Below are 22,003 nucleotides of genomic sequence, written 5' to 3'. Positions count from 1 at the left end.
CGGTAAACGCCAGCCATGATTCGCCATCCAGATTCTTTGCCCCTTTTTCATTGACTTGCAAAGAAGAATACCTTAATAATCAAAAATGTTACTCTCAGAAATAGCCATGATACTCAAGGCTAGATTTCTTTTCGGCCGTGAGTTATGCTCAAAAGAGGTTCTTAACGTCGGGGCAAGCGATCTGATGAGCGATATACTGGCTGCCGACTCAGCAGGGTCACTCCTCCTGACAGGCCTGACCACACAACAGGTGATCAGGACAGCTTCCATTGCCGGAGCAAGTGCCATTGTTCTCATCAGGGGAAAAGTTCCCCACCAGGCGATCATTGACCTTGCAAGGGAAGAGAATCTCCCCCTTCTTACCACCCCCCTGTCCATGTTTGTCGCAAGTGGACGGCTGTATATGCACGAACTTAAAGGCCTTGACAACGGACGATAATCCGGAGGTCCCATGGAAAACCTGGTAAAAACATTTCTCATCAAACACAGGGATTTTATCCATGCCGGAAAGGCGTCCATTGAAATCAAAAACATACTCAAAGCCCTGAACACGCCCCCCGACATTATCCGCAGGGTTGCCGTGTGCGGCTATGAAGGTGAAATGAACGTTGTCATGCACGCACAAAACGGTCGCCTCAACCTGGAACTGTCTGCGACCAAAATAGTGATATGCATAACCGACAAAGGCCCCGGTATCGAAGATATTGAACAGGCCATGCAGGTCGGTTTTTCAACAGCTCCTGACGAATTCAGGGAAATGGGGTTTGGGGCAGGCATGGGACTGCCGAACATGAAAAAAAATGCCGACCGGTTTGAAATGACTTCCATACCCGGAGAGGGTACAACCATTAAAATGGAGTTTAAAACCGGAGATCGGAAATGACTACGGTCAAAAATCTTCCATGTTATGTTTCCTTTGACAGCCGTGACTGTAACGGATGCGGGGCCTGCGTCAAGGTCTGCCCCACCAAGGCCATCCGAATCAAAGACGGGAAGAGTCTTCTTCTTGTGGACAACTGCATCGGAGGCGGAGAGTGCGTCACTGTCTGCCCCCAGGAGTGCATCACCCCGACCACCGCCCCCTATGGACAGTTCAAAAAGACCCCTTTCCCGGTCGTGCTGGTGCCGCCTGTTCTCTACTCACAATTTTCCCATGCCACCCCGGATAAGGTACTCAAGGGGCTCAAACAGATGGGATTTAAACACACCGTGGACATGTCCTACTTTTTAACCCTTTTTAAGAAGGCTACGGAACAGCACATCCAAAGTCTCAACGTTTCCAGAGAAGGACGTCCGGTCATCTCCACCCTCTGCCCGGTGGTGCTTCGGCTGATCGCTTTCAGATTCCCAAGCCTCATGAACCTACTCCACCCGGTACTTAGACCCGTGTCCCTCATGGTCAAGGATGTGGCAGCCTTTATTGCACGACACCATGGCATTGAGATTGGCGAAATATCCATCTTTTACTTAAACCCCTGCCCCACCAAAATGACCCTGGAAAGCTCAACCCCCCACCATTCAACGCCCTATCTTTCCAGGACCATCGGGATTAACCAGATCTATGCGGAGCTCAAACACGAGATAAAAGCCCTGGAGTACACCCCCTTGAACGATGGTCCCGTGTTTGAATTTGAAGAACCCCCAACGGGTAACAGTCTGCTGTGGGGAATTTCAGGGGGAGAGACGGCCGGAACAACCATCCAGAACGCCATTGCCATATCTGGAGTGAATCAAACCATCGAGTACCTTGAAAAAATTGAACTGGGCCTTTTCAAAGACTATGACTTCATTGAATTCAGGTACTGCAGGGAGGGGTGTGTCGGCGGTTCCCTGTGTGCCGTTGACAAGTATGTGGCAAAGAACAATCTTTTGCAGCATATTGCCCGGCTTGAAGTCAGGAATCGCCATCAAAAAAAGACCTTGGAAAATGTCTATGCTAAAAAACGTTTTTTTGACAAATTGACCTCCTCAAAAATGGAAAAAATTTTTGGTCAGAAAAAAGAACCCCTTTCCATTGATGATCTCACAAAGATCAACCGGATTTATGACCGCCTGCCAAAATTCAACTGTTCAGCCTGCGGTGCACCCGACTGTCTGACCTTTGCAGAGGATGTGGTCAGGAAAAGGGCCAGATTAACCGAGTGCAAAATATTTAAACAGGAGATTGTACCCCATATGAACGACAAAATGTTGAAGGTATCGGATTTAAAAGACAAATTAGATCTTGTCCTGGCAGCCGGGGGAAAGGGGCTTGGCCGGCCCCTGTCAGGCGGTTACTGCGGCGACCTTTTAAGTGACGTCATGGCAAATGCCGCAGAACACAACGTCTGGCTGACAGTCCAGGCCCACCAGAACATCATTGCCGTGGCCGTTTTAAAAGAAATCGCCTGCATCATCATCACCTGCGGCAACCGACCGGACACGGCCACCTGCCAAAAGGCCGATGACGAGGAAATCCCCCTGTTTCTATCGGACAGATCAGCCTTTGACCTTGCCACGCGTCTTGCCCTGCTCCAGGGCGTTTAACCGTGCCCGTGGCGACAAAGAAAGGCTTTAAGGCCGATCTGCACGTCCACACCTGCCTCTCCCCCTGTGGTGACTGGGATATGACCCCAAAAAAAATTATCAAACGGGCCGGAGCGCTGGGACTGGACATCATCGCCATCTGCGATCACAACGCATCAAAAAATGCCCGCCCGATCATGACCCTTGGCAAAACAGCAGGCATCCTTGTCCTGCCAGGACTTGAAATCTGCACAAAAGAGGAGGTCCACCTTCTGGGCATCCACAAAAGCATCTGCCAGGCAGAAGCCGTGGCAGCGGTTGTTTACCAGGGATTGACCCAAAATAACGCACCTGACCTTTTTGGTTTTCAGGTCATTGCCGACGAACAGGACATGGTGATTGGACAAGAGCAGAAACTTCTGATCCAGGCGTGTCAACTCACGGTAAAGGAGGCAGTGGATCTCATCCACCAACAGGGCGGCATTGCCATTGCCGCCCACATTGACCGAACCAGCTACAGCATCCTTGGCCAGCTTGGTTTCATTCCCCTGGATCTTGGCCTTGACGGTGTGGAAATAACGGCCAGAACAATTGCCCACAAACAAGAACGGTATTTCCTTGACAAAACTACCCTTCCCTGTTTAGTATCGTCTGACGCACATCGCCTCGACGAAATGGGACAGGGAACGACCGTGTTTCATATGACTATTCCGACATTTGAGGCCATGGCATCTACACTGAAACGGGGCGATACGACCTTCACAACCAGAGGATTCTGATCGTTGAAAGAGCTGTCACTGCACATCCTGGACCTTGTGGAAAATAGTATTCAAGCAGGGGCGACCCAGATTGATATTAAAATAGACGAAACCCATCTCCACACCCACATCAAAATTACGGTCACGGACAATGGCAAAGGCATTGACCCCGCCATGCTGGCCGTTATTTCCGATCCCTTTGTCACCTCCCGGACCACAAGAAGGGTGGGCTTAGGCATTGCGCTGTTCAAGGCAGCATCGGAAAGATGCGAAGGCATATTTTCCATTCAAAGCAGACAGGGCAACGGAACAACGGTTACGGCCACCTTTGCCATTGACCATCTTGACAGGGCTCCCCTGGGCGACTTGGGAGCGACCATGACAACTCTTATTGCAGGTTACCCTGACATTGGTATAAGATACCATCATATTCTTTTCCAGGACAGTTTCACAATGAACACGGCCGAACTCAAATCAGGGCTCGATACCGTCGAGCTCAATGACCCGGCCATCCTGTCCCGGATAAAAGAGATGATAAATGACTTTTGCAAACAATGAGGACGTAAAATGGCAAAGATTTCAGTGGAAGATCTCAAACGAATCAAGGAAAAGACATCCCAGGAATCCTCCCTCAGGGGAGGGGAAACAACGGTCAAGGTGACTGTCCACATGGGAACCTGTGGTATTGCGGCCGGGGCAAGAAGCGTTATGAACACCCTTTTAGAAGAAAAGGCCGAATCAAACAGAACTGACATCAAAATCGTTGCTGCAGGCTGCCTTGGCATGTGCAGCAGCGAGCCCAACATCACCGTTGAAATCGTTGGGCAGGAACCCATTGTATACAAAAAGATGGACCCCAATAAAACCCGGCAGGTATTCAGACGCCACATTTTAAAGGGGGAGGTTCAGACCGATTTTGCCCTGGGTAAGGGCTAACATCAATCAACCGTTATTTAGGAGGAAAAACCGATTATGGGTGTTAAAATCATTGAGCAGACTGAATCAGCCTATTCCTATCCGTTGCTGATCAAAAATCTTCTGACAAATTCCCTTGTTCGTTCACCAGACCAGGAGATCATTTACAGGGATGAGATGCGCTATACCTACCGGGATTTCCACCGACGGGTGGCCCAGCTTGCCAATGGCCTTAAAGGGCTCGGCGTCAAACAGGGTGACACGGTGGCTGTCATGGATTATGACAGCCACCGGTATCTTGAGTGTTATTTTGCCGTTCCCATGATGGGTGCCGTGCTTCACACGGTTCATATAAGGCTTTCGCCGGAGCAGATCCTGTATACCATCAACCATGCAGAAGATGACGTCATCCTTGTAAACTCGGAGCTTGTTCCCCTTCTGGAGCCCATCTACAATAAGATTAAAACCGTTAAAAAAATCATCCTGATCAAAGAAACCGATGAAGCACCCAAGACTGCCATAAAATTTGAGACTGACTATGAGACCCTTGTCTCCGGGTCAAAACAGACCTACGACTTCCCGGATTTTGACGAAAACGCCAGGGCCACTACCTTTTACACTTCAGGCACCACGGGCGACCCCAAGGGCGTTTACTTCAGCCATCGTCAGATCGTGATGCACACCTTTGGACTCATGACAGGCCTTTGCGCCTACCACTCCCAGGCCATCATGACCTCAAAGGATGTATACATGCCCCTGACTCCCATGTTCCATGTCCATGCCTGGGGAATGCCTTATCTGTTCACCATGCTTGGCGCCCGCCAGGTCTATCCGGGACGATACGAACCTGCCATGATCCTGAAACTTGTGGTCACGGAAAAGGTGACCTTTTCCCACTGTGTTCCCACCATTATCCATATGCTGGTCAACTCACCTGTGATCAAAACGGTGGATCTTTCGACCTGGAAGGTTGTCATTGGCGGATCAGCCCTTCCAAGGGGCCTTTGTGAGGCTGCCATGGGGGCAAAGATCAATCTTTATTCAGCCTACGGCATGTCTGAGACCTGTCCACTGCTCACCGTGGCCCACATCAAACCCCATATGGAATCGTGGGACGAGGACCGCCAGATTGATATCCGGTGCAAAACAGGTCTTCCCATCCCACTGGTGGATATTGAAATCATTGATCCCATGGGTGATCCCGTGGCCCACGACGGGGTGCAGACGGGCGAGGTGGTGGCAAGGAGTCCCTGGCTCACCCAGGGGTATCTTAAAAATCCAGAAAAAAGTGAAGAACTCTGGCAGGGGGGCTGGCTCCACACAGGGGATGTGGGCAACATTGATACCGAAGGATATCTCAAGATTACCGACCGGGTAAAGGATGTGATCAAGACCGGAGGAGAGTGGGTCTCGTCCCTTGAGCTTGAGGATATTGCAAGCCGCCATCCCGCGGTGAGTGAAGCTGCGGCCATCGGCATCGCCGATGAAAAATGGGGGGAACGGCCCATTGTCCTTATTGTTCTCAAGGAAATTTACAAAGGTAAAGACCTTGAAGCTGAAATAAAGCAAGCCTTTATTGACCAGCATGACCAGGGAAACCTTCCCAAATATGGCATTCCAGACAAGATCATCTTTGTCGACGCCATTGCTAAAACAGGGGTTGGCAAACTTGACAAAAAAGTGATTCGAGGCCAATATAAATAGCTGACTTGGGGACAGGCTTTCTTAGGGCAAACGGGCAATAAAAAGCCTGCCCCCGAAAACATAAAAATATGAAACAAAAACTTACCCCACTTGGCAGCATCCTTTCAAAGGTCCTTGACAACCTGCGCCCAAGCTCGGATCTTGACATGACCCGGATCTGGGATCTGTGGGATGAGGCCCTGGATCAAACCGTTGCTGCAAACTCAAAACCCGGTGCGTTCAAGGAAGGCGTCTTGATCGTTCACGTCTCAAGCAGTGTCTGGATTCAGCATTTGCGATTCATGGAAAAAGATCTTAAAGCCCAGATTAACCTGGCCCTTGGAAGGCCCCTTGTAAAAGAGCTTAAATTCAAAATTGCATCCCTGCACAGTTGAACGATTCCCTGACCATGCCCTAAAGGTGTATCAGCCGAAAACCGGCTACCGATTCTCCATTGATCCGATTCTTCTGGCAGACCATGCCGATCCTCTCCCTGGAGATAGAATCGCAGACCTTGGAACCGGCTGCGGCATCATCCCTCTTTTACTGTCCCGCAAGCACCCTGAAACCCATATCACGGGTATTGAAATCCAGGGTGCCCTTGTAGACATTGCCAACAAAAACATCCAGAAAAATCACCTGACGGATCAGGTCACCATTCTATTGTCGGACATCAGATCACTTGTGCCCGCTGATCTTGGCGGACCTGTCGACCTTGTCGTCACCAACCCGCCCTATATCAAACAAGGCTGTGGCCGCATCAATCCCCATCCCCAGAAGGCCATTGCCCGCCATGAAGTTGAGATAACCCTTGACGAACTCCTTGACAGTGCAACAAAAATTCTCACCTTCCGGGGCCGTTTCATGATCATTTTTCCCATGGAACGACTCAATGAAGTCATGGAACGAACACGTCACCACGGCATGGGACCTTTTAGCCTACGGTTCATTCACACCCACGTGAACAAACCGGCAAAGCTGTTCATCCTCACCGCCATGCACAACCGCACGCCTTTATTAACGATCCTGCCACCCCTTTTTTTACCCCTTGACACGACACCCGAAACAGGGTATTAACTCCGAGTCATTGTTACTGCGGAGAGATGACCGAGTGGCTGAAGGTGCACGCCTGGAAAGCGTGTGTACTGTTACAGGTACCGAGAGTTCGAATCTCTCTCTCTCCGCCATCCCTTTTTTCTTCTTGTTCAGGCAAAATGTCATACCGAGTTCTAGCCCTTAAATACCGCCCCCAGACCTTTGACGAGGTAGTCGGGCAACCCCACGTTACAACCACCCTGAAAAATGCCATTTTATCCGGTCGTGTGCCCCATGCCATTCTTTTGACTGGTCCCAGGGGAACGGGCAAGACAACCATTGCCCGTATTCTTGCAAAAGCCATGAACTGTGAAACCGGGCCAACACCGACCCCCTGCAATATCTGCAAGACATGCACGAACATCACCGCAGGCAGCGCTGTCGACGTTTTCGAGATTGACGGTGCCTCAAACAACAGTGTGGACCAGGTTCGGGAACTAAGGGAAAACGTAGCATATATGCCCTCGTCTTCCAAGTTCAAGATCTACATTATCGACGAAGTTCACATGCTGAGCATGGCAGCTTTTAACGCCCTCCTCAAGACACTGGAAGAGCCACCAGACCACGTTATTTTTATCTTTGCCACCACCGAAGTCCATAAAATTCCCGTGACTATCCTTTCCCGGTGCCAGCGCCACGACCTGGGAAGAATTTCCCTTGCCCAGATCTCAGCCCATTTGATGACCCTTGCCGCCGCCGAAGGATTTTCCATTTCCCAGGAGAGCTGTGACCTCCTGGCGGGCGAAGCAGACGGCTCCATGCGGGATTCGTTGAGCCTGCTTGACCGGATCCTTGGCAGTCAGGCCCAGACATCCGAACAGACATCTGGCCCAAGGGCGATCGATGATGACAAAATCCTGGGCACCCTCGGCATCATTGATAAGACCCTTGTGTTTGACCTTGCCGATGCCATTATCCAGAACAGGGGAGCTGACATCATTGACCTTGTGGACCGCATCCACACCCTCGGTCTCGACCTGAAACGATTTTACGCCTCACTTATTCGGCACTTCAGAAACCTGGCGGTTGTCAAGGTCTCCAGTAATGACAAAAACACCTGCGACATTTCAGACCATGACAGACAACGGATGGCAGCACTCACAGCCCCCCTTTCCCAATCTTTTTTAAATCAGATATTAAACACACTTCTGGTTGACGAATCCCTGGTAAAACTATCCTCACACACACGAACAGCCGTTGAGATGGTGCTGTTAAAACTTGTTCAGATTCGACCGGGTATTGAAATCGATTTGATGATCAAGCGGCTGGATGATCTTGCCCGCCGATTTGACAACCCCGATTTTCAGGCATTACCCCAGGAGGAAAGACCTGTCTGTCCCCCCCCAGAGCCACGAAAAGCACCAACTTCCATGGATCCACATCCGATTTCAGATGACAACGGTGAGTCAGTGCCTGCACCACAACCTGGGACCACACCTTCGTACAAGCCCACAGACAGAATCAATGTTGTTTCGCCCCCCACACCTGAACCTCGGACCATCGCTCCCCCAGAAGATCCAGCTGGCCGATGGAACCCTTTCCTGAAGGCTCTTGCAGATTCACTGCCCTTTGCGTCGGCCATCCTTTCCAAAGGCCGGTTGCAAAAGATTTCAAATACTGATATTGTCGTTGAGCTCAATGGCACAGCCTTTGACAGGGGAAGGATTGAATCCAAAAGAGGGGAAATCGAGACCGTTTGCCATGACTATTTTGGAAAGCCACTGCACCTGACCCTCATTGGAGACTGTGCCCCCAAAGAATATGGGAATGATGAAAAAAGTCCGGCCAAATTAAGACAGGAGATATTGAACCATCCCCTTGTGGCCGACGCAATAAAACGATTCAACGGCACAGTCGTTGACGTAAAATTAAACGAAAGGAGCAACCCGTGAACAATATGAACAGCATGATGAAACAGGCCCAGAAACTTCAAAAAAAGATGCTCAAGATGCAAGAAGAGCTTGCCACCAAAACCGTGGAAGCCACAGCAGGCGGTGGCATGGTAAAGGTTATTGCCAACGGTAGTCAGAAGATCGAGGCGATCACCCTTGAACGGGAAGTGGTAGACCCTGAAGACATTGAAATGCTCCAGGACCTGATTCTTGCAGCGACCAATGACGCCTTGAATAAATCCCAGGAAATGGTCTCCGCCCATATGGGCAAACTCACCGGTGGCATGAACCTGCCCGGCATGATGTAGTATCTGTGGACCTCTATCCCGAATCCATCCTGAACCTGATCAAAAGCCTGTCAACGCTTCCGGGAATAGGAAGGAGAACTGCCGAGCGCTTGGCGCTTCACATTCTACATGCCCCCCTTCACGAGGCACAAACCCTTGCCAACGACATCCTTGAGCTTAAACAAAAGGTGACGCTTTGCAGGACCTGCTTTTCCCTGAGCGACCAACCAGAGTGCCGGATATGCAGTAACCCACGGCGGGATGCATCAATCATCTGTGTTGTGGAAAAGCCCACTGACATTGTGGCCATTGAGAAATCAGGTGCATTTTCAGGACTTTACCATGTTCTTGGGGGGGCACTTTCACCCATGGACGGCATTGGACCGGACGAGCTGAGGATACGCGAACTTTTTTCAAGGGCCTGTTCTAAAACAACAACCGAAGTGATCATTGCCACGGGGACCAATGTTGAAGGCGAGGCAACAGCCGCCTATATTTCGGACCAACTCCGAAAAAAAGGCGTCAATGTGACACGAATCGCTTCAGGCGTCCCCATGGGTGGCGATTTTCAATATGTTGACCAGGTAACCATGCAACGGGCAATGGAGGGCAGACGTGGATTCTGAAATTATTTCCGCCAGTGACATCTTTAACTGTACTCAATGCGGTCAGTGCTGTTCAGGCTTTGGCGGCACCTATGTGAACGATGTGGATATCCAGAGAATCGCAGCATTTATCGGTTGTGAGCCGACAACCTTTATCGAGCAATACTGTAACAGGTCCGGCTCCCGCTGGGTCATCCGCCAGGCAGAGAACGGCCTGTGCATCTTCTTTGACAAAAACTGCACGATCCACCCAGTAAAACCATACATGTGCAGAGCCTGGCCTTTTTTAAGGACCCTTATCAAGAATCCAGAGAACTGGGACGCCATGGCCCGGTCCTGCCCTGGGATGCAGCCGGGCGTCCCAGAAAAACACGTTAGTAGAATTGCAGCAAAGGAGGTTGAACGCCTTGATGCCTCCTACCCCTTTTCAACCCAGAAATAACCCCTGACACCCCTTCAATTTCCTGCCCCACCCCTGCTATACCATTTAAAAAAAACATTGTATCCAAACTATTTTCATGTTACTTATTATAAGATAGTTTGGATACAATAGAAATTCCACCCCAAATACTATCTTGTAGATCGCGCTTCGTACGGACATACGTTAAAAAAATCAGGATTTTAAAAACCTTTAATATCTGGAGGGACCTATGCGATACAAGCCATATACCAACAAAAACCTGAAAAGCCTTCCCCAATTCAACCGCCTTACGCCTGAACAGATTTTTAATATTCAAGTCGTTGGAACCGTTCTACCCTTTAAAACAAACAACTACGTGGTCAATGAACTTATCAACTGGGACGATTTTGAAAACGACCCCATGTTTATCCTTAATTTTCCCCAGAGAGAAATGCTGGCAAAAAAACACTTCAACACCATGGCGGCCCTGGTGAAAGCCAATGCCTCCAAGGAACGAATAACCATGGCAGCCAACCGAATCCGCCACAGTTTAAATCCCCACCCGGCAGGCCAGATCGACAAAAATGTGCCTGTGCTGGACGGTCAACGGCTCAACGGCATCCAGCACAAATACCGGGAGACCATGCTCTTTTTCCCCACCCAGGGACAGACCTGCCATGCCTTTTGCTCGTTCTGCTTCCGCTGGCCCCAATTTACCGGCATGGACGGCCACAGGTTTGCCATGAAGGATGCCGATCTCATGGTGCGATACGTACGCAGTCAACCTGAACTCACTGACATCCTTTTCACGGGCGGAGACCCTCTGACAATGAGCACCAAAATCCTGTCGGTTTATCTGAATGCAATTATCGACGCAAAACTGCCCGGAATCAGGACTATTCGAATTGGAACAAAAACCCTCTCGTTCTGGCCCTACAGGTTTACAACGGACAAGGATTCAGCAGAGCTTCTCGAACTATTCAAACGGGTAACTGACGCCGGGATTCATCTTGCCATCATGTCCCACCTGAACCACCCAAGGGAGATCGCCACACCTGAATGCAAAAGAGCCGTTGAGGCCATCAGAGGAACCGGTGCCGTCATCAGAAGCCAGTCCCCAGTTCTAAACAGAATCAATGCATCCGCCAAGATCTGGTCAAAAATGTGGCAGGACCAGATAAGTCTCGGTATTGTTCCCTATTACATGTTTGTTGCCCGCAACACTGGGGCCCAGGACTATTTTTCCATTCCCCTTGTTGACACCTGGAAAATTTTCAGGGATGCCTACAGCAGCGTAAGCGGCATCTCAAGGACCGTACGGGGACCGAGTATGTCAGCCTCCCCAGGCAAGATCAAAATCGAAGGGATAACCGAAATCAATGAACAAAAAGTCATTGCCATGACCTTTGTGCAGGCAAGAAACCCCAAGTGGGTAAAAAGACTGTTTTTTGCCGAATATGATGCAAATGCCGTCTGGCTTGACGACCTCAAACCCGCATTTGGGGACAAGAAATTTTTCTTTGAACCGCCCAGGGAAGATCTTAAAGTCGAATTTTCCCATACCGGACATTGATTTTTATCAGGTACAGGTCAGAAAAAGTTTGGCCTGGATTACCAATTAGGGTACAAGGGGAGAAATGTTAAAATGTCTGGCCCGGTTGTTCAAATGATTTTTAGATGAAATATCCACGGGAACTTCGCCCGTGGAGACGTTTTAAATTTCGTTGAGGCCAGGGCAGAGACCCTGCTCCGGCCATGCCGGTTATATTATTTAAAATGGTGACCCAAAAAAAGTGAAAGCAATACACGAAGAACGATGCAAGGAACTCCTCACACTGTTGAGGAAAATGATCCAGTCCATAGATCTCTACTCAAAGGACCTCAACAAACGCTGTGGTCTGACCGGTCCCCAGCTCGTGGTCCTCAAAGAAGTAACCATCCATGAAGAGATCTCTGTTTCAGATCTTGCCAGGACCATCAGTCTGAGCCAGGGAACAGTGACCGATATCATCAACAGGCTTGAAAACAAGGGGCTCATGAAAAAGGAGCGGTCCAAGGACGACAAGCGCCGGGTAATAATCTCCCCTTCTGAGAAATGCGTCGACATCCTCAAGGATGCCCCCCCTCCCCTTGAAGAAAAATTCACCGGGGCATTTATTGATCTTGAGGAGTGGGAGCAACTCATGATTCTAAGCGCCATGAACCGATTGGTTACCATCATGGCCGCCAGAATCTAAATTTTCAGCCCTGGCTCATCACATAATTGGGTCCTGCAATCAGGAGGGTATTTGTAAGGGTTGACTGAACCATCTCCATGGTGCTGCCGAAAAGCACCTCCTTTACAAGGCCGTGGCCATAGGCCCCAAGCACGGCAAGGGCATTGTGGGGGACATCGTAAAGATTGTGCTCAAACTTTCCCTGGTCATAAAAATACCACTTTCTTACGGTGGCATCCACCACGTCATAGAGATCCCGTTCTCTGAGGATCTCGTTAAAATGATCCTTTGTAAATTTTCCAGCCTGGGTAAAGATGTCCAGGGGCAACCCTGTGCTCCGGCTCAAATATAGGCCAAGTTTGAGGGCCTTTACGGCATTGACTGATCCCCCGAAAAAGACAATGATGCTCACCCATTCCTTGAACTGTGAGCTTGGAATGAGCACCGGGAACCGGGCAGAGTTGATGATGCGTCTCACCTTTGGGCCGATGTGACCCAGACTTATCTTGGTTGAAAGATCGCTGATGCTCCTGGGGCAGCACATGAAATCGAAATCAACGGGAAGATCAGGCAGGGTGGATGCAGTAAAGTTCATGGGGCCGATGATTCTCGGTTCGATCCCAGCCGCCTCTGCAAGGGCCCTGGCATGGGCCTCAGCCGTTTCCGGCTGGGTCAGATAGGAGGGGTCCAGGTCCACCTGTACTACATCATTGTCAAAGTACATTAAAAACTTAATAAATTCAGGTATATAAATATTAATCGATGACCGGGTCTGTTTGCAGAAAAAAAGCGACTGCATAAGAATCTCCCTGCCAAGGGGCGTGTTCCTGAACACATGAAAAAGTGTTGTCTCCATAAATTCTCCTAAAAAGCCTGGGACGTCTGAACGTTAAGTTCGTCCCGATATTTATCCAGAAGTGTTGCCTTGGACACCATGCCCATAAACCGGTTGTTGCTGACCACCGGCATGCTGAAACAGCGTCGGGCATCCATGGTTTCAAGCACGTCTGAAAGATTGTCTTCATAATGAACAGTGGCGGGATTTGAATCCATTATCTGCTCAACAAAAACAGTGTCATACATGACCGCGTTAAAAAGATAGGGTCGTACATGTTTAAGTTCGATCATCCCGAGAAACTGCCCTGTATCGTCATCTTCAACCGGGAAATAATTTCTCGTGGACTGCTTGAGCAAATACAAAAAATCCCTGAGAAGCATGTGGGGAGAAACAGAGATACAATCCCGTTCAAGCACCTCTCGGATGCTGATGTCGGCAAGCACCCGGGAATCTGTTCCGGGTCTTAAAAGCTCGCCCCTTTCCTTTAAATCCTTATGGTAAAACGAAGCAGGTTCAAAATAGTGGGTAATGGTGGTTGATATGGCAGACACAATGATCAACGGGAGCATCACTTCATAGCTGCCCGTGATTTCCAGGATAAGAAAAATGCCTGTCAGCGGGGCCTGGAGAATGCCGCTGATCAACCCGGCCATGCCAAGCAGGGCAAAGCAGCCCTCGTTGACCAGCATGGCCGATGGGAAACCAAAGACCAGGAGGCGATGGAAGGCAAGCCCTGCAAAACTGCCGATCACAAGGCAGGGGGCAAAAACCCCTCCCGATCCTCCCCAGCCAAGGGTGAGGGAAGTTGCTAATATCTTAGCAAAAAAGGCCAGGGCAGCAATGCCGATGCCCCCCTTAAAAACGCCCTGGATCATGGCGTGGATGGAATGATAGCCCTCGCCGAGCACCTCGGGAACGACATACCCCAGAAGCCCCACGGCACATCCGCCAATGGCCGCCCTGACCCACAGCGGCACCCGGACCTTTGCTGAAACCCCGTGCATCCGTCTGAGACTCCTTGTTAAAAGGATAGAGGCAAAAGCCGCCACAACAGCCAGCCCCAGGCTGGCAAACAGATCCACCCCGGTAATGTGAAAACCGCTGCTCTCAAAGGCAATGGAATTTCCCTGGAGCAACCTTGATACCTCAGCGCCAGCAACCGATGCCACGGCAATGGGAATGATATTGACCATGGACCATTCGCCAAGGATGATCTCCATGGTAAAGATAATACCGGTCAGTGGGGCATTAAAAATTCCTGCAATGGCCCCGGCCGCTCCGCACCCCACAAGGGTGGTTCTCTGGCGATCGTTCAGGTTGAAAAAACGGGCAATGGTCGAGCCGATGGCGGCCCCGCTCATGACAACGGGCGCTTCAGGCCCTGCCGAACCACCGCTTCCGATGGTGAGGCAGCTTGAGATCAGCCGTGAAAAGCTCGAACGAAACCGCAGCAACCCCCCATACCTTGAAACACTGTAAATAACCTCAGGAACACCATGTCCAGCCCCTTCCTTCATGATTTTATCAAGAAAGAGAGCGGATGCCATGGCACCTGCGGCAGGCAGCAAGAATGCCCACCACTGGTGACGCAGGTGATGAAGTCCTTCCAGCATAAATACAAGGGAACGGTTGAGCCCGATGGCGGCAAGACCAGAGGAGAGCCCTACGATAACGCCAATGGAGATAAGCAGCAGCCTGTCATCCATTCGAAAGAAAGTGAGTCTTGCCGGATACCTCCATGAAATAATTTTTTTCATCTTTCAGACCTATCTCTCCTTACTCTCAATGGCTGTCTCCATTTTTTTTACCCGGGCAAGGAGTGCCTCCTGTTCGGGAATCTTTTTCAGGAAAGAGACAAAGGCCCCGTCACGAAGACAAAAGGAAAGTCGGGACAAAAGCTTTAAATGATCCTGGACAGTGGGACTTAACAAAAGAAACAGCACAAACACGGGCAGATCATCAATGGCGTCAAAATCAACAGGCTGATCAAGGAAAAAAGTCACCACCGTGGGGCAATCCACCCCCTTGTCCAGGGGATTTCTAGGATGGGGAATGGCAATCCCCTTGCCAATGCCCGTGGAGATGAGGGCTTCCCTTTCCAGCAACTGGGCATAAAGTATTTCTTGAAAGTCGGGGGAAAGACCCGGCACAAGCGATACGCAGCTCTTGAGCACTGATGCCTTGTCTGAGCCTTCTACCCCTGCAAATACCCCACCAAGATCCATGGCCAACGCAAGCATGCCCGATCCTGTCTGGTGCTCATTATTATCCGGTTGGGTTGAAACGCGGTAGGAACAACGCTGGGACCTGGCCCACCGTTTGAGTTCAGTTTCATTAAAAATTCCCTCATCGCCCCGTTTGGTAACGGGAATCCGACCCTGTTTGATCCAGCGCTCAAGGGTATCCATGTTCAGTGCAAGACGCCTTGCGATTTCTCTGATGGTCAACTTCATAAAATGTTACCAATACTCCATTGGGGACAGTATGGCATCCATCCCCTCAATAGGTTTTCATTCCGGCAAATGATCGGGCAATGGCATCCCTCTCGTATACGATCTCAACCCGCCGATTCCGGGCCCTGCCCTTTTCCGTATCATTAGTGGCAACCGGCCGGTACTGGGCATAACCTTCAGCGGAAATCAGGCTTGGATCCAGACCGCTTGCCACAAGCAATTTTACTACGGCTGCGGCCCGACTGGCTGAAAGCTCCCAGTTGGAAGGATATCTTCCCGTACTGATGGGTGATGCGTCGGTGTGGCCTTTCACCTTGACATGGTAGGCAAGCTGGGCAAGAACCGCTGTCACCTTGTTCAGAATGTCGGCCCCTTTTTCAGAAAGAATTGCCTCACCCGCAGAAAAAAGCAACAGGTCAGACATGGTAATCACCACCCCTGTTTCAGATTCCGACACATTCACAAGACCTCCGAGTTTGTTAAAGAGAATCATCTCCCTGACCTCACTTGCGATTTCCCGAATCTCTTTTTCAACCATGCCGCCAAGCTCATCAATCTTCTGATTGTCCGTAGGTTCTTCTGAAGGGACCGCATGCATGGTCAGCCCCTCCCTTGTGCCGGTCTCAGGAACACTCTGGACACCCAGGGCACTTCGCAAGGATTCCACAAGTTCCTTAAAGGTTTCCTGCTGGGTGGTACTCATGGCAAAAAGAAGCACGAAAAAACACATGAGAAGGGTTACCAGGTCTGCAAATGTAGCCATCCATTCAGGCGAGCCACCGCCTTTTCCACCGTCATCGTCATCCGCCGGTACAACAAGGGCCGGGGGAGCTTCGTCCATGCTTTCATCCACCATTTTCACCCCCAATGCTTGCCTGGGTTAAACTGCCAGACTCCATTCTACTCCTCCTTGGGCTTTGCCCCGGCGCCAAGATAGACGTTGAGTTTATCTTCCATCAGCCTTGGATGTTCACCCTCCCTTATGGAAACCACCCCCTCATAGATGATGGTCATGTTCGTGATCTCCTCGGCACTCCTGCCTTCAAGCTTTGTTGCCATGGGGATGAAAAAAAGATTGGCCATGACGGATCCGTAAAAAGTGGTAATCATGGCAACGGCCATCTTGGGTCCAATGGTCGAAGGATCATCCAGATTGGCAAGCATCTGAACAAGTCCGATCAGGGTGCCGACCATGCCAAAGGCCGGCGCAAAACTTCCCATACTCGAATAAAGGGAATAACCGGTCTTGTGCTCTTTCTTGATCAGGGCCATCTTCTTCTGCATGATGGCGGCAATGTCACCTGTCTTGACGCCATCCACCGTCATCTGAAGGGCTTTGGCAAGGTATGCGTCCGGGGTATTTGCAATATCGCTTTCAATGGACAACAGGCCACCTTTTCTGGCCTTGTTGGAAATTTCAACAAGATTGGCAATGATATCCTCTGTTTTCTCAATTTTAAAAAGAAACACCTTCATGGTCACCTTGACGATGCTTAAAAAATCAGACAGGGGGTAGGCGATCATTGTTGCGGCAATGGTGCCTCCGACAACGATCATGACCGAAGGAAGGTTCCAGAACAGTCCCATCCCGCTGCCAAGAAGAATGGTAACACAGATAAACCCGATACCGGAGACAATACCAATAATTGAAGCTAAATCCATCCTAATCCACCTTTATAAAAACCGTTTCCGCCAATGGGTATTCCCTGTTGTATCTCATCAACATGGTTATGGATTCCTGGGTGAGCACGGCACCTGCCGAAAAAAGCTTGGTTCCTGTTTTAGCATAAACACCTGCACCCATGGTCATCCCGGGTTTTAGTTGATAAACCCCCATCTCTTTGATCCTGGTCGAGTGACCGTCCATGCAGGTGACCACATAGTATTCAAGCAAATTCACTATCCTTGGATCAAGCCTTGTACCGGAAAATGGCTCAAGCATGCCGGGAAGCGCATCAGGCAAAGGCCTTCTTTCTGCCGGGTCCGGCCCGTCAGCCAATCCATTGGCCAGATCATCCAGAAGATCAGCCCCGGCAAGTATCCTTGCCGCCAGGGGAATATAGCGCCGCTTCAACCCCTTAGGTCTGCCCGTTCCATCAACATTTTCATGGAGATGACAGATGATTTGAGAGGCTCTTTCAAGACCCGGACACTGGCTTAGGAACGCTGCACCCGTTTCAGGCGCCTGACGAAAAAGATCCCTTTCATATTCAGTCAGCTCCTCCCTTTTCTTGGCAGACACCGATCCGGGAATAAACAGCTGTCCTGCTTCGTGGAGAAGGGCTGCCTGTTTCAATGCCATTTTTTCGATCATGCTGAGCCCCAGGCTGTCGCCCACAAATTTTGCAATGCGGGCAACTCTTCTAGCGTGCCCCTTGTTTGTCTCATTCCCTGCTTCAATCATGCTACCCAGGATATGCTCTATTCCCCTGGTATTTTTCTGAAGGCGCCCACCAAGATCAAGATTCTCAGCCTTTAACCGCTCCCTTTCCCCTGTCATGATGGTGATCTGCTTCAACGAATTATGGAGAAGGTTCTTTTCCTTTACCAGGGCTTTGCGGGTGTTCAGAAGATCTGCCTTGAACTTTTCCAGCAGTTTCACAGCATCATCAAGCTTCTCCCTTGTCCAGGCAATTTGCTGTTCCAGCTCTTTTTTCCCCAGAAAAACAGGCGCTTTCAGCCCAAGCTCTTCAATGGAAAGCGGTTTAATAAAAAGATCGTCAAACCCCATACTGAGCAACGCACACCGCTTTTTGACGCCCGGATCAACGGCAAGGACGCCAAAAATGGCGGCAAGGGGCTTTTTAACCTTTTTACTGACAAAACCTAGCACCTGCTCTGTCTTGTTAACGTCAATGGACTCAAGATCCACCACCAAAAAGTCGGGGGTTTCACCCAGTGCCGCTGACAGATTGGATGACAACGCGTCACACACGATGATCTGCCAGCCCTGGTGGTGGGCAGACAGCTCAACACGGTCATCTGTCCCCTGACAGCAGACATAAACTAACTTAATGATTTCCCCTTGTTCCTGTGTATTCATCAGGGGAGCAGGTTATACCAGATGACGAAATTTTTCAAACCTTTTAACTTCGAAATCCAGGGTTGAATAGTGATTTAGCCTTCAATCCCCCCTCTTTCTTGACTTTTTATTCCACAAGGGTGTAAATAAAGTCAGAGTTGGGCTCTTAATGAACATTTTCCAAGGAGACAGGGGTATGCACAAGCAAGGCTTTTATAGAATGTTGGCTGTTGTTTTTCTTGTCTGCTGTTTACAGGCAGAACCGGGTCGGACACAGGTTCAAGAACCGTCCCAACAAGACCCTGGATTCTTCTACATCATCCAGAAGGGAGACACCCTGTGGGATCTGTCAAAACGATTCTACAATGATCAGTGGACCTGGCCGGGGTTGTGGGAAATAAATGATGACATAAAAAACCCCCACTGGATCTATCCTGGGAAAAAAATCCGCATTTTTCTCACAGATTCCCTTGACCCCCCCCCCCCCACCCCTCCGGCACTGGTGCCGGGCAATGGGGAAAAAACGGTTAACCCTTCCAGCGAACCACCCTTCTTCGCCTACCCCGCCATGGACAGCCTTGGGTTCATCAGCGAAGAACCCATTGCCCCCCTTGGAACAATCATCGGGTCCCAGAGCAACAACCTGATGTTGGCAACGGGAGAGACCATTTATATCAAACCGGGCAAGGATTCTTTCCTTGTTCCCGGCCATGAATACCGGATAATATCAACAGAACCTGTGTCTGCAAATTTCAACGGGGAAAAATTCAACGGAGTGAAACATATCATTCTCGGTATTGTTAACGTCATTGACGTTGAGAAAACTTACGCAACGGCCCACATCACAAAATCCTTTGACCATGCTGCAGTTGGGGACATCATCGCACCCTTTGAACCCTCGTCGGGCAAAATAATGGTGAAAGAAAGTCAAAAAAATATCGGTGCACGCATACTCTCCTCCCAGGCTGAAGACGTTGTTTTAAGCGAACATAAAATCGCCTTTATCAACCAGGGAAGCGACCATGGCATAAAGCCCGGACAGACCTATACCCTGTTTGAACAAAGGGAAAAGATAGACAGCCCCTGCGGGATGCCCGATGCCATAAAGATCAAAGACCGTGCCATGGGAAAAATCATTGTGCTCCATACGGAGAAAACAGCGTCCACTGTCCTTGTCCTCTCCTGCTCAAATGAGTTCAGCCCCGGAACACTGGTCAATTAAAGCAAACTAAGATACCATGTTCCGACAAAGATTTTCCACCATGGTCAACCGGTTTTTCAGCTCACCCGGCCCGGCAACGGTTTTTGGATTCCTTGCAATGATCTTTGCCGGATCAGGCCTGCTTCTTTTACCCCAGGCCACCACCGGGACCGGTAGGGGATTAACTTTTGTGGATGCCCTGTTTACATCCACCTCCTCGGTATGTGTCACCGGCCTAAGCGTCACAGACACGGGAACCTCGTTTACCCTGTTCGGCCAGACGATTATTCTAACACTGATTCAGACCGGTGGTCTTGGCATCATGACCCTTTCCACCCTGTTTCTCATGCTGTCGGGGAAAAGGCTCAGTTTCTCAAGCCATACGGCCATAAGGGAAAGTTTCACCCCGTTCCAGGAACGCCACCCCTGGGCGATACTCAAGGACATCTTCCTTTTCACCCTGGTACTTGAAGGCGTGGGCGCCATGGCGCTGTTCACCCAGTTTATCCGTACGGCAACACCCTCAAAGGCATTCTTCCTTTCAATTTTTCACTCGATCAGTGCCTTTTGCAACGCTGGTTTTTGCCTTTTCCCAGACAGTTTTACCGCCTTTCGATCAAGCATTGTCGTCAATCTGACCATCGGTTTTTTAATCATTCTCGGTGGGATTGGATTCCCGGTGATGTCCGAGCTCAAATGGCGGCTTCTCAGGGGCGACAGGCAGCGATCTCCCATGAGCCTTCATTCAAAAATTGCCCTTTCCATGACGGCAATCCTGCTGGTTTCCGGCACCCTTGTTTTCCTTACCATGGAATCCAGGGTCACCCTTGACCGACTGCCCTGGGGACAAAGAGTTCTGGCCTCTTTTTTCATGTCTGTTAATGCAAGAACCGCAGGATTTAACAGCCTGACACTTGAAAATATGGCCAACGAGACCCTGTTTTTCATCATTTTGCTCATGTTTGTGGGAGCATCCCCGGGGTCATGTGGGGGTGGCATCAAGACCACCTGTTTTGCCAGCCTGATAGCCCTGGGTCAATCCAGGCTCAAGGGCGAAAAAAAGCCCAACCTCTTTGGCCGGGCCATCCCTGAACAAACCATTGGAAAGGCTGTGAGTATTCTCATGGTCAGCACCGTCATCGTCTGCCTGGGTACCATGGCCCTGCTCATGACCGAACTTGGAGACGTGTCCCATCCACAAAGCCGGGGAATGTTTCTGGAGCTTTTATTTGAGGTGGTCAGCGCATTTGGTACCGTCGGCCTCTCCACCGGGGTGACGGCAAGCCTCACCAATCCAGGAAAGCTTCTCGTCGTTACCATCATGTTCATGGGCAGGCTGGGTCCGCTGCTGATTGCCATGGCAGTCAGCAGACCCCTACGCCTGGGGTATACCCATGCAGAAGAGGATTTTATCATCGGATGAAAAATTCAATCAAGCAATTTGTTGTCATCGGGCTTGGCAACTTTGGCCATTACCTGGCGTCAAGTCTCTATGGAAAGGGAAACGAAGTCCTTGCCATTGACGTTGATCCAGACAAGGTCCAGGCCGTAAAGGATCAGGTCAGCCAGGCCGTCATTGCCGATGCAACCCAGGGCAAGATACTTCAATCCCTGGGGGTTTCTAAGGTGGATGCCGCCGTTGTATCCATCGGATCGATGATGGAAGCATCGGCCCTTGCCTGCATGAACCTCAAGGATCTTGGCGTGGAACATATCATTGCCAAGGCCAACTCCGAAATCCACAGCCGCCTGCTCTACAAGGTGGGGGCATCCCAGGTAATTTTCCCGGAAAAAGACCAGGCCCTGGCCCTGGCCGAACGTCTCCACAACCCCAACATTCTTGAATATATGCGATTTGTTGACGGTTACAGCATCGTCGAGTTCGCCCCTGCCCAAAATTTCATGGGCAAACGGCTCAAGGATCTCGATCTCATCAACCGGTATGGCATCCAGGTCATTGCAATAAAGGGGGCTGTGGGGGAACAGCTATCCATGATTCCGACGGGTGATTTCATCATCCAGCCAAGCGACATCCTAATTCTGCTGGGTCCGAACGCGGCCCTGGACAAACTTGAACGTCTCAAGGAATGAAAACATTCAGGTCTGACAGGTTCCCCCGGGGTCTGGATCAAA

The 22,003-nt window shown here is 50.2% G+C and carries 24 protein-coding genes and 1 tRNA gene; 19 read left to right on the top strand and 6 right to left on the bottom strand.

Going from position 1 to position 22,003, the window contains the following annotated elements; all coding sequences use genetic code 11:
• The first annotated feature begins 106 nt into the window (after window positions 1–106).
• The 16 genes from HRM2_RS08230 to HRM2_RS08155 all read left to right on the top strand — a co-directional run bounded on the left by HRM2_RS08230 (window position 107) and on the right by HRM2_RS08155 (window position 12,377).
• Window positions 107–439, top strand: a complete 333-nt coding sequence (locus tag HRM2_RS08230; RefSeq protein WP_232364228.1) for a DRTGG domain-containing protein — start codon at window positions 107–109, stop codon at window positions 437–439.
• Window positions 440–451: 12 nt separating this feature from the next.
• The gene (locus tag HRM2_RS08225) at window positions 452–883 is read left to right on the top strand and encodes an ATP-binding protein (RefSeq protein WP_015903551.1); all 432 of its coding nucleotides are present in this window, start codon (window positions 452–454) and stop codon (window positions 881–883) included.
• Window positions 880–2,526: a [Fe-Fe] hydrogenase large subunit C-terminal domain-containing protein gene (locus tag HRM2_RS08220; protein ID WP_015903550.1), complete on the top strand. Its 1,647-nt coding sequence runs from the start codon at window positions 880–882 to the stop codon at window positions 2,524–2,526. Before HRM2_RS08225 ends, HRM2_RS08220 begins: the two co-directional genes overlap by 4 nt.
• Window positions 2,527–2,534: 8 nt before the next feature.
• Window positions 2,535–3,284, top strand: a complete 750-nt coding sequence (locus HRM2_RS08215; RefSeq protein WP_148214584.1) for a PHP domain-containing protein — start codon at window positions 2,535–2,537, stop codon at window positions 3,282–3,284.
• 3 nt (window positions 3,285–3,287) lie between these two features.
• Window positions 3,288–3,821: an ATP-binding protein gene (locus HRM2_RS08210; RefSeq protein WP_015903548.1), complete on the top strand. Its 534-nt coding sequence runs from the start codon at window positions 3,288–3,290 to the stop codon at window positions 3,819–3,821.
• A 9-nt stretch (window positions 3,822–3,830) separates the two neighbouring features.
• A complete protein-coding gene (locus HRM2_RS08205; RefSeq protein WP_015903547.1) occupies window positions 3,831–4,199 on the top strand; it encodes a (2Fe-2S) ferredoxin domain-containing protein in 369 nt (122 codons plus the stop codon).
• 36 nt (window positions 4,200–4,235) lie between these two features.
• Window positions 4,236–5,882 (top strand): fatty acid--CoA ligase, encoded by a 1,647-nt coding sequence (locus HRM2_RS08200; protein ID WP_015903546.1) that lies wholly within the window; start codon window positions 4,236–4,238, stop codon window positions 5,880–5,882.
• A 68-nt stretch (window positions 5,883–5,950) separates the two neighbouring features.
• On the top strand, window positions 5,951–6,256 hold the full coding sequence (locus HRM2_RS08195; RefSeq protein ID WP_015903545.1) for a DUF721 domain-containing protein: 306 nt from the start codon (window positions 5,951–5,953) through the stop codon (window positions 6,254–6,256).
• Window positions 6,237–6,938 carry a tRNA1(Val) (adenine(37)-N6)-methyltransferase gene (locus HRM2_RS08190; RefSeq protein ID WP_041273146.1) on the top strand — a complete coding sequence of 234 codons (702 nt, stop codon included), beginning with the start codon at window positions 6,237–6,239 and terminating at the stop codon, window positions 6,936–6,938. The genes HRM2_RS08195 and HRM2_RS08190 overlap by 20 nt, the downstream gene beginning before the upstream one ends.
• Before the next feature lie 20 nt (window positions 6,939–6,958).
• Window positions 6,959–7,048 (top strand) — tRNA-Ser (locus tag HRM2_RS08185).
• Window positions 7,049–7,075: 27 nt separating this feature from the next.
• Window positions 7,076–8,848: a DNA polymerase III subunit gamma/tau gene (dnaX, locus tag HRM2_RS08180; RefSeq protein ID WP_015903543.1), complete on the top strand. Its 1,773-nt coding sequence runs from the start codon at window positions 7,076–7,078 to the stop codon at window positions 8,846–8,848.
• On the top strand, window positions 8,845–9,156 hold the full coding sequence (locus HRM2_RS08175) for a YbaB/EbfC family nucleoid-associated protein (protein ID WP_041273145.1): 312 nt from the start codon (window positions 8,845–8,847) through the stop codon (window positions 9,154–9,156). The genes dnaX and HRM2_RS08175 overlap by 4 nt, the downstream gene beginning before the upstream one ends.
• A gap of 5 nt (window positions 9,157–9,161) precedes the next feature.
• Window positions 9,162–9,761, top strand: a complete 600-nt coding sequence (gene recR, locus HRM2_RS08170) for a recombination mediator RecR (RefSeq protein WP_015903541.1) — start codon at window positions 9,162–9,164, stop codon at window positions 9,759–9,761.
• Entirely contained in the window at window positions 9,751–10,182 is a 432-nt protein-coding gene (locus HRM2_RS08165) for a YkgJ family cysteine cluster protein (protein WP_015903540.1), read from the top strand. Before recR ends, HRM2_RS08165 begins: the two co-directional genes overlap by 11 nt.
• A 208-nt stretch (window positions 10,183–10,390) precedes the next feature.
• The gene (locus tag HRM2_RS08160) at window positions 10,391–11,713 is read left to right on the top strand and encodes a KamA family radical SAM protein (RefSeq protein ID WP_015903539.1); all 1,323 of its coding nucleotides are present in this window, start codon (window positions 10,391–10,393) and stop codon (window positions 11,711–11,713) included.
• A gap of 220 nt (window positions 11,714–11,933) precedes the next feature.
• Window positions 11,934–12,377, top strand: coding sequence for a MarR family winged helix-turn-helix transcriptional regulator (locus HRM2_RS08155; RefSeq protein WP_015903538.1), 444 nt, complete (start codon window positions 11,934–11,936; stop codon window positions 12,375–12,377).
• Window positions 12,378–12,381: 4 nt separating this feature from the next.
• Here the strand turns inward: HRM2_RS08155 and HRM2_RS08150 are convergent, their stop codons facing one another.
• The 6 genes from HRM2_RS08150 to HRM2_RS08125 are packed head-to-tail and all read right to left on the bottom strand — an operon-like array spanning window position 12,382 to window position 18,690.
• A complete protein-coding gene (locus HRM2_RS08150) occupies window positions 12,382–13,212 on the bottom strand; it encodes a hypothetical protein (protein WP_015903537.1) in 831 nt (276 codons plus the stop codon).
• Between the two features lie 8 nt (window positions 13,213–13,220).
• Window positions 13,221–14,951 carry a chloride channel protein gene (locus HRM2_RS08145; RefSeq protein ID WP_015903536.1) on the bottom strand — a complete coding sequence of 577 codons (1,731 nt, stop codon included), beginning with the start codon at window positions 14,949–14,951 and terminating at the stop codon, window positions 13,221–13,223.
• A gap of 9 nt (window positions 14,952–14,960) precedes the next feature.
• Window positions 14,961–15,647, bottom strand: coding sequence for a PTS sugar transporter subunit IIA (locus tag HRM2_RS08140; protein ID WP_015903535.1), 687 nt, complete (start codon window positions 15,645–15,647; stop codon window positions 14,961–14,963).
• A gap of 46 nt (window positions 15,648–15,693) precedes the next feature.
• Window positions 15,694–16,503, bottom strand: a complete 810-nt coding sequence (locus HRM2_RS08135; protein ID WP_015903534.1) for an OmpA/MotB family protein — start codon at window positions 16,501–16,503, stop codon at window positions 15,694–15,696.
• Between the two features lie 44 nt (window positions 16,504–16,547).
• On the bottom strand, window positions 16,548–17,309 hold the full coding sequence (locus HRM2_RS08130; protein ID WP_015903533.1) for a motility protein A: 762 nt from the start codon (window positions 17,307–17,309) through the stop codon (window positions 16,548–16,550).
• A gap of 1 nt (window position 17,310) precedes the next feature.
• Entirely contained in the window at window positions 17,311–18,690 is a 1,380-nt protein-coding gene (locus HRM2_RS08125; protein WP_015903532.1) for an HD domain-containing phosphohydrolase, read from the bottom strand.
• 175 nt (window positions 18,691–18,865) lie between these two features.
• On the opposite strand from HRM2_RS08125, the gene HRM2_RS08120 reads away from it, so the two are divergent.
• The 3 genes from HRM2_RS08120 to HRM2_RS08110 are packed head-to-tail and all read left to right on the top strand — an operon-like array spanning window position 18,866 to window position 21,961.
• The gene (locus tag HRM2_RS08120; protein WP_015903531.1) at window positions 18,866–19,891 is read left to right on the top strand and encodes a LysM peptidoglycan-binding domain-containing protein; all 1,026 of its coding nucleotides are present in this window, start codon (window positions 18,866–18,868) and stop codon (window positions 19,889–19,891) included.
• Between the two features lie 16 nt (window positions 19,892–19,907).
• Complete coding sequence (locus tag HRM2_RS08115; RefSeq protein ID WP_015903530.1) at window positions 19,908–21,293, top strand: TrkH family potassium uptake protein; 1,386 nt, start codon at window positions 19,908–19,910, stop codon at window positions 21,291–21,293.
• Window positions 21,290–21,961: a potassium channel family protein gene (locus HRM2_RS08110; RefSeq protein ID WP_015903529.1), complete on the top strand. Its 672-nt coding sequence runs from the start codon at window positions 21,290–21,292 to the stop codon at window positions 21,959–21,961. The genes HRM2_RS08115 and HRM2_RS08110 overlap by 4 nt, the downstream gene beginning before the upstream one ends.
• Window positions 21,962–22,003: the final 42 nt, after the last annotated feature.

It is taken from the genome of Desulforapulum autotrophicum HRM2 (assembly GCF_000020365.1).
Lineage (GTDB): Bacteria > Desulfobacterota > Desulfobacteria > Desulfobacterales > Desulfobacteraceae > Desulforapulum > Desulforapulum autotrophicum.
The sequence above is the reverse complement of the archived record's forward strand: the minus strand, read 5'-3'. Positions and strand labels throughout refer to the sequence as shown.

Coding starts and splice junctions, on each gene's coding strand:
- HRM2_RS08230 (WP_232364228.1), top strand. CDS start 107: ATGATACTCAAGGCTAGATTTCTTTTCGGCCGTGAGTTATGCTCAAAA.
- HRM2_RS08225 (WP_015903551.1), top strand. CDS start 452: ATGGAAAACCTGGTAAAAACATTTCTCATCAAACACAGGGATTTTATC.
- HRM2_RS08220 (WP_015903550.1), top strand. CDS start 880: ATGACTACGGTCAAAAATCTTCCATGTTATGTTTCCTTTGACAGCCGT.
- HRM2_RS08205 (WP_015903547.1), top strand. CDS start 3,831: ATGGCAAAGATTTCAGTGGAAGATCTCAAACGAATCAAGGAAAAGACA.
- HRM2_RS08200 (WP_015903546.1), top strand. CDS start 4,236: ATGGGTGTTAAAATCATTGAGCAGACTGAATCAGCCTATTCCTATCCG.
- HRM2_RS08195 (WP_015903545.1), top strand. CDS start 5,951: ATGAAACAAAAACTTACCCCACTTGGCAGCATCCTTTCAAAGGTCCTT.
- dnaX (WP_015903543.1), top strand. CDS start 7,076: ATGTCATACCGAGTTCTAGCCCTTAAATACCGCCCCCAGACCTTTGAC.
- HRM2_RS08160 (WP_015903539.1), top strand. CDS start 10,391: ATGCGATACAAGCCATATACCAACAAAAACCTGAAAAGCCTTCCCCAA.
- HRM2_RS08150 (WP_015903537.1), bottom strand. CDS start 13,212: ATGGAGACAACACTTTTTCATGTGTTCAGGAACACGCCCCTTGGCAGG.
- HRM2_RS08145 (WP_015903536.1), bottom strand. CDS start 14,951: ATGAAAAAAATTATTTCATGGAGGTATCCGGCAAGACTCACTTTCTTT.
- HRM2_RS08140 (WP_015903535.1), bottom strand. CDS start 15,647: ATGAAGTTGACCATCAGAGAAATCGCAAGGCGTCTTGCACTGAACATG.
- HRM2_RS08135 (WP_015903534.1), bottom strand. CDS start 16,503: ATGGTGGATGAAAGCATGGACGAAGCTCCCCCGGCCCTTGTTGTACCG.
- HRM2_RS08130 (WP_015903533.1), bottom strand. CDS start 17,309: ATGGATTTAGCTTCAATTATTGGTATTGTCTCCGGTATCGGGTTTATC.
- HRM2_RS08125 (WP_015903532.1), bottom strand. CDS start 18,690: ATGAATACACAGGAACAAGGGGAAATCATTAAGTTAGTTTATGTCTGC.
- HRM2_RS08120 (WP_015903531.1), top strand. CDS start 18,866: ATGCACAAGCAAGGCTTTTATAGAATGTTGGCTGTTGTTTTTCTTGTC.
- HRM2_RS08115 (WP_015903530.1), top strand. CDS start 19,908: ATGTTCCGACAAAGATTTTCCACCATGGTCAACCGGTTTTTCAGCTCA.
- HRM2_RS08110 (WP_015903529.1), top strand. CDS start 21,290: ATGAAAAATTCAATCAAGCAATTTGTTGTCATCGGGCTTGGCAACTTT.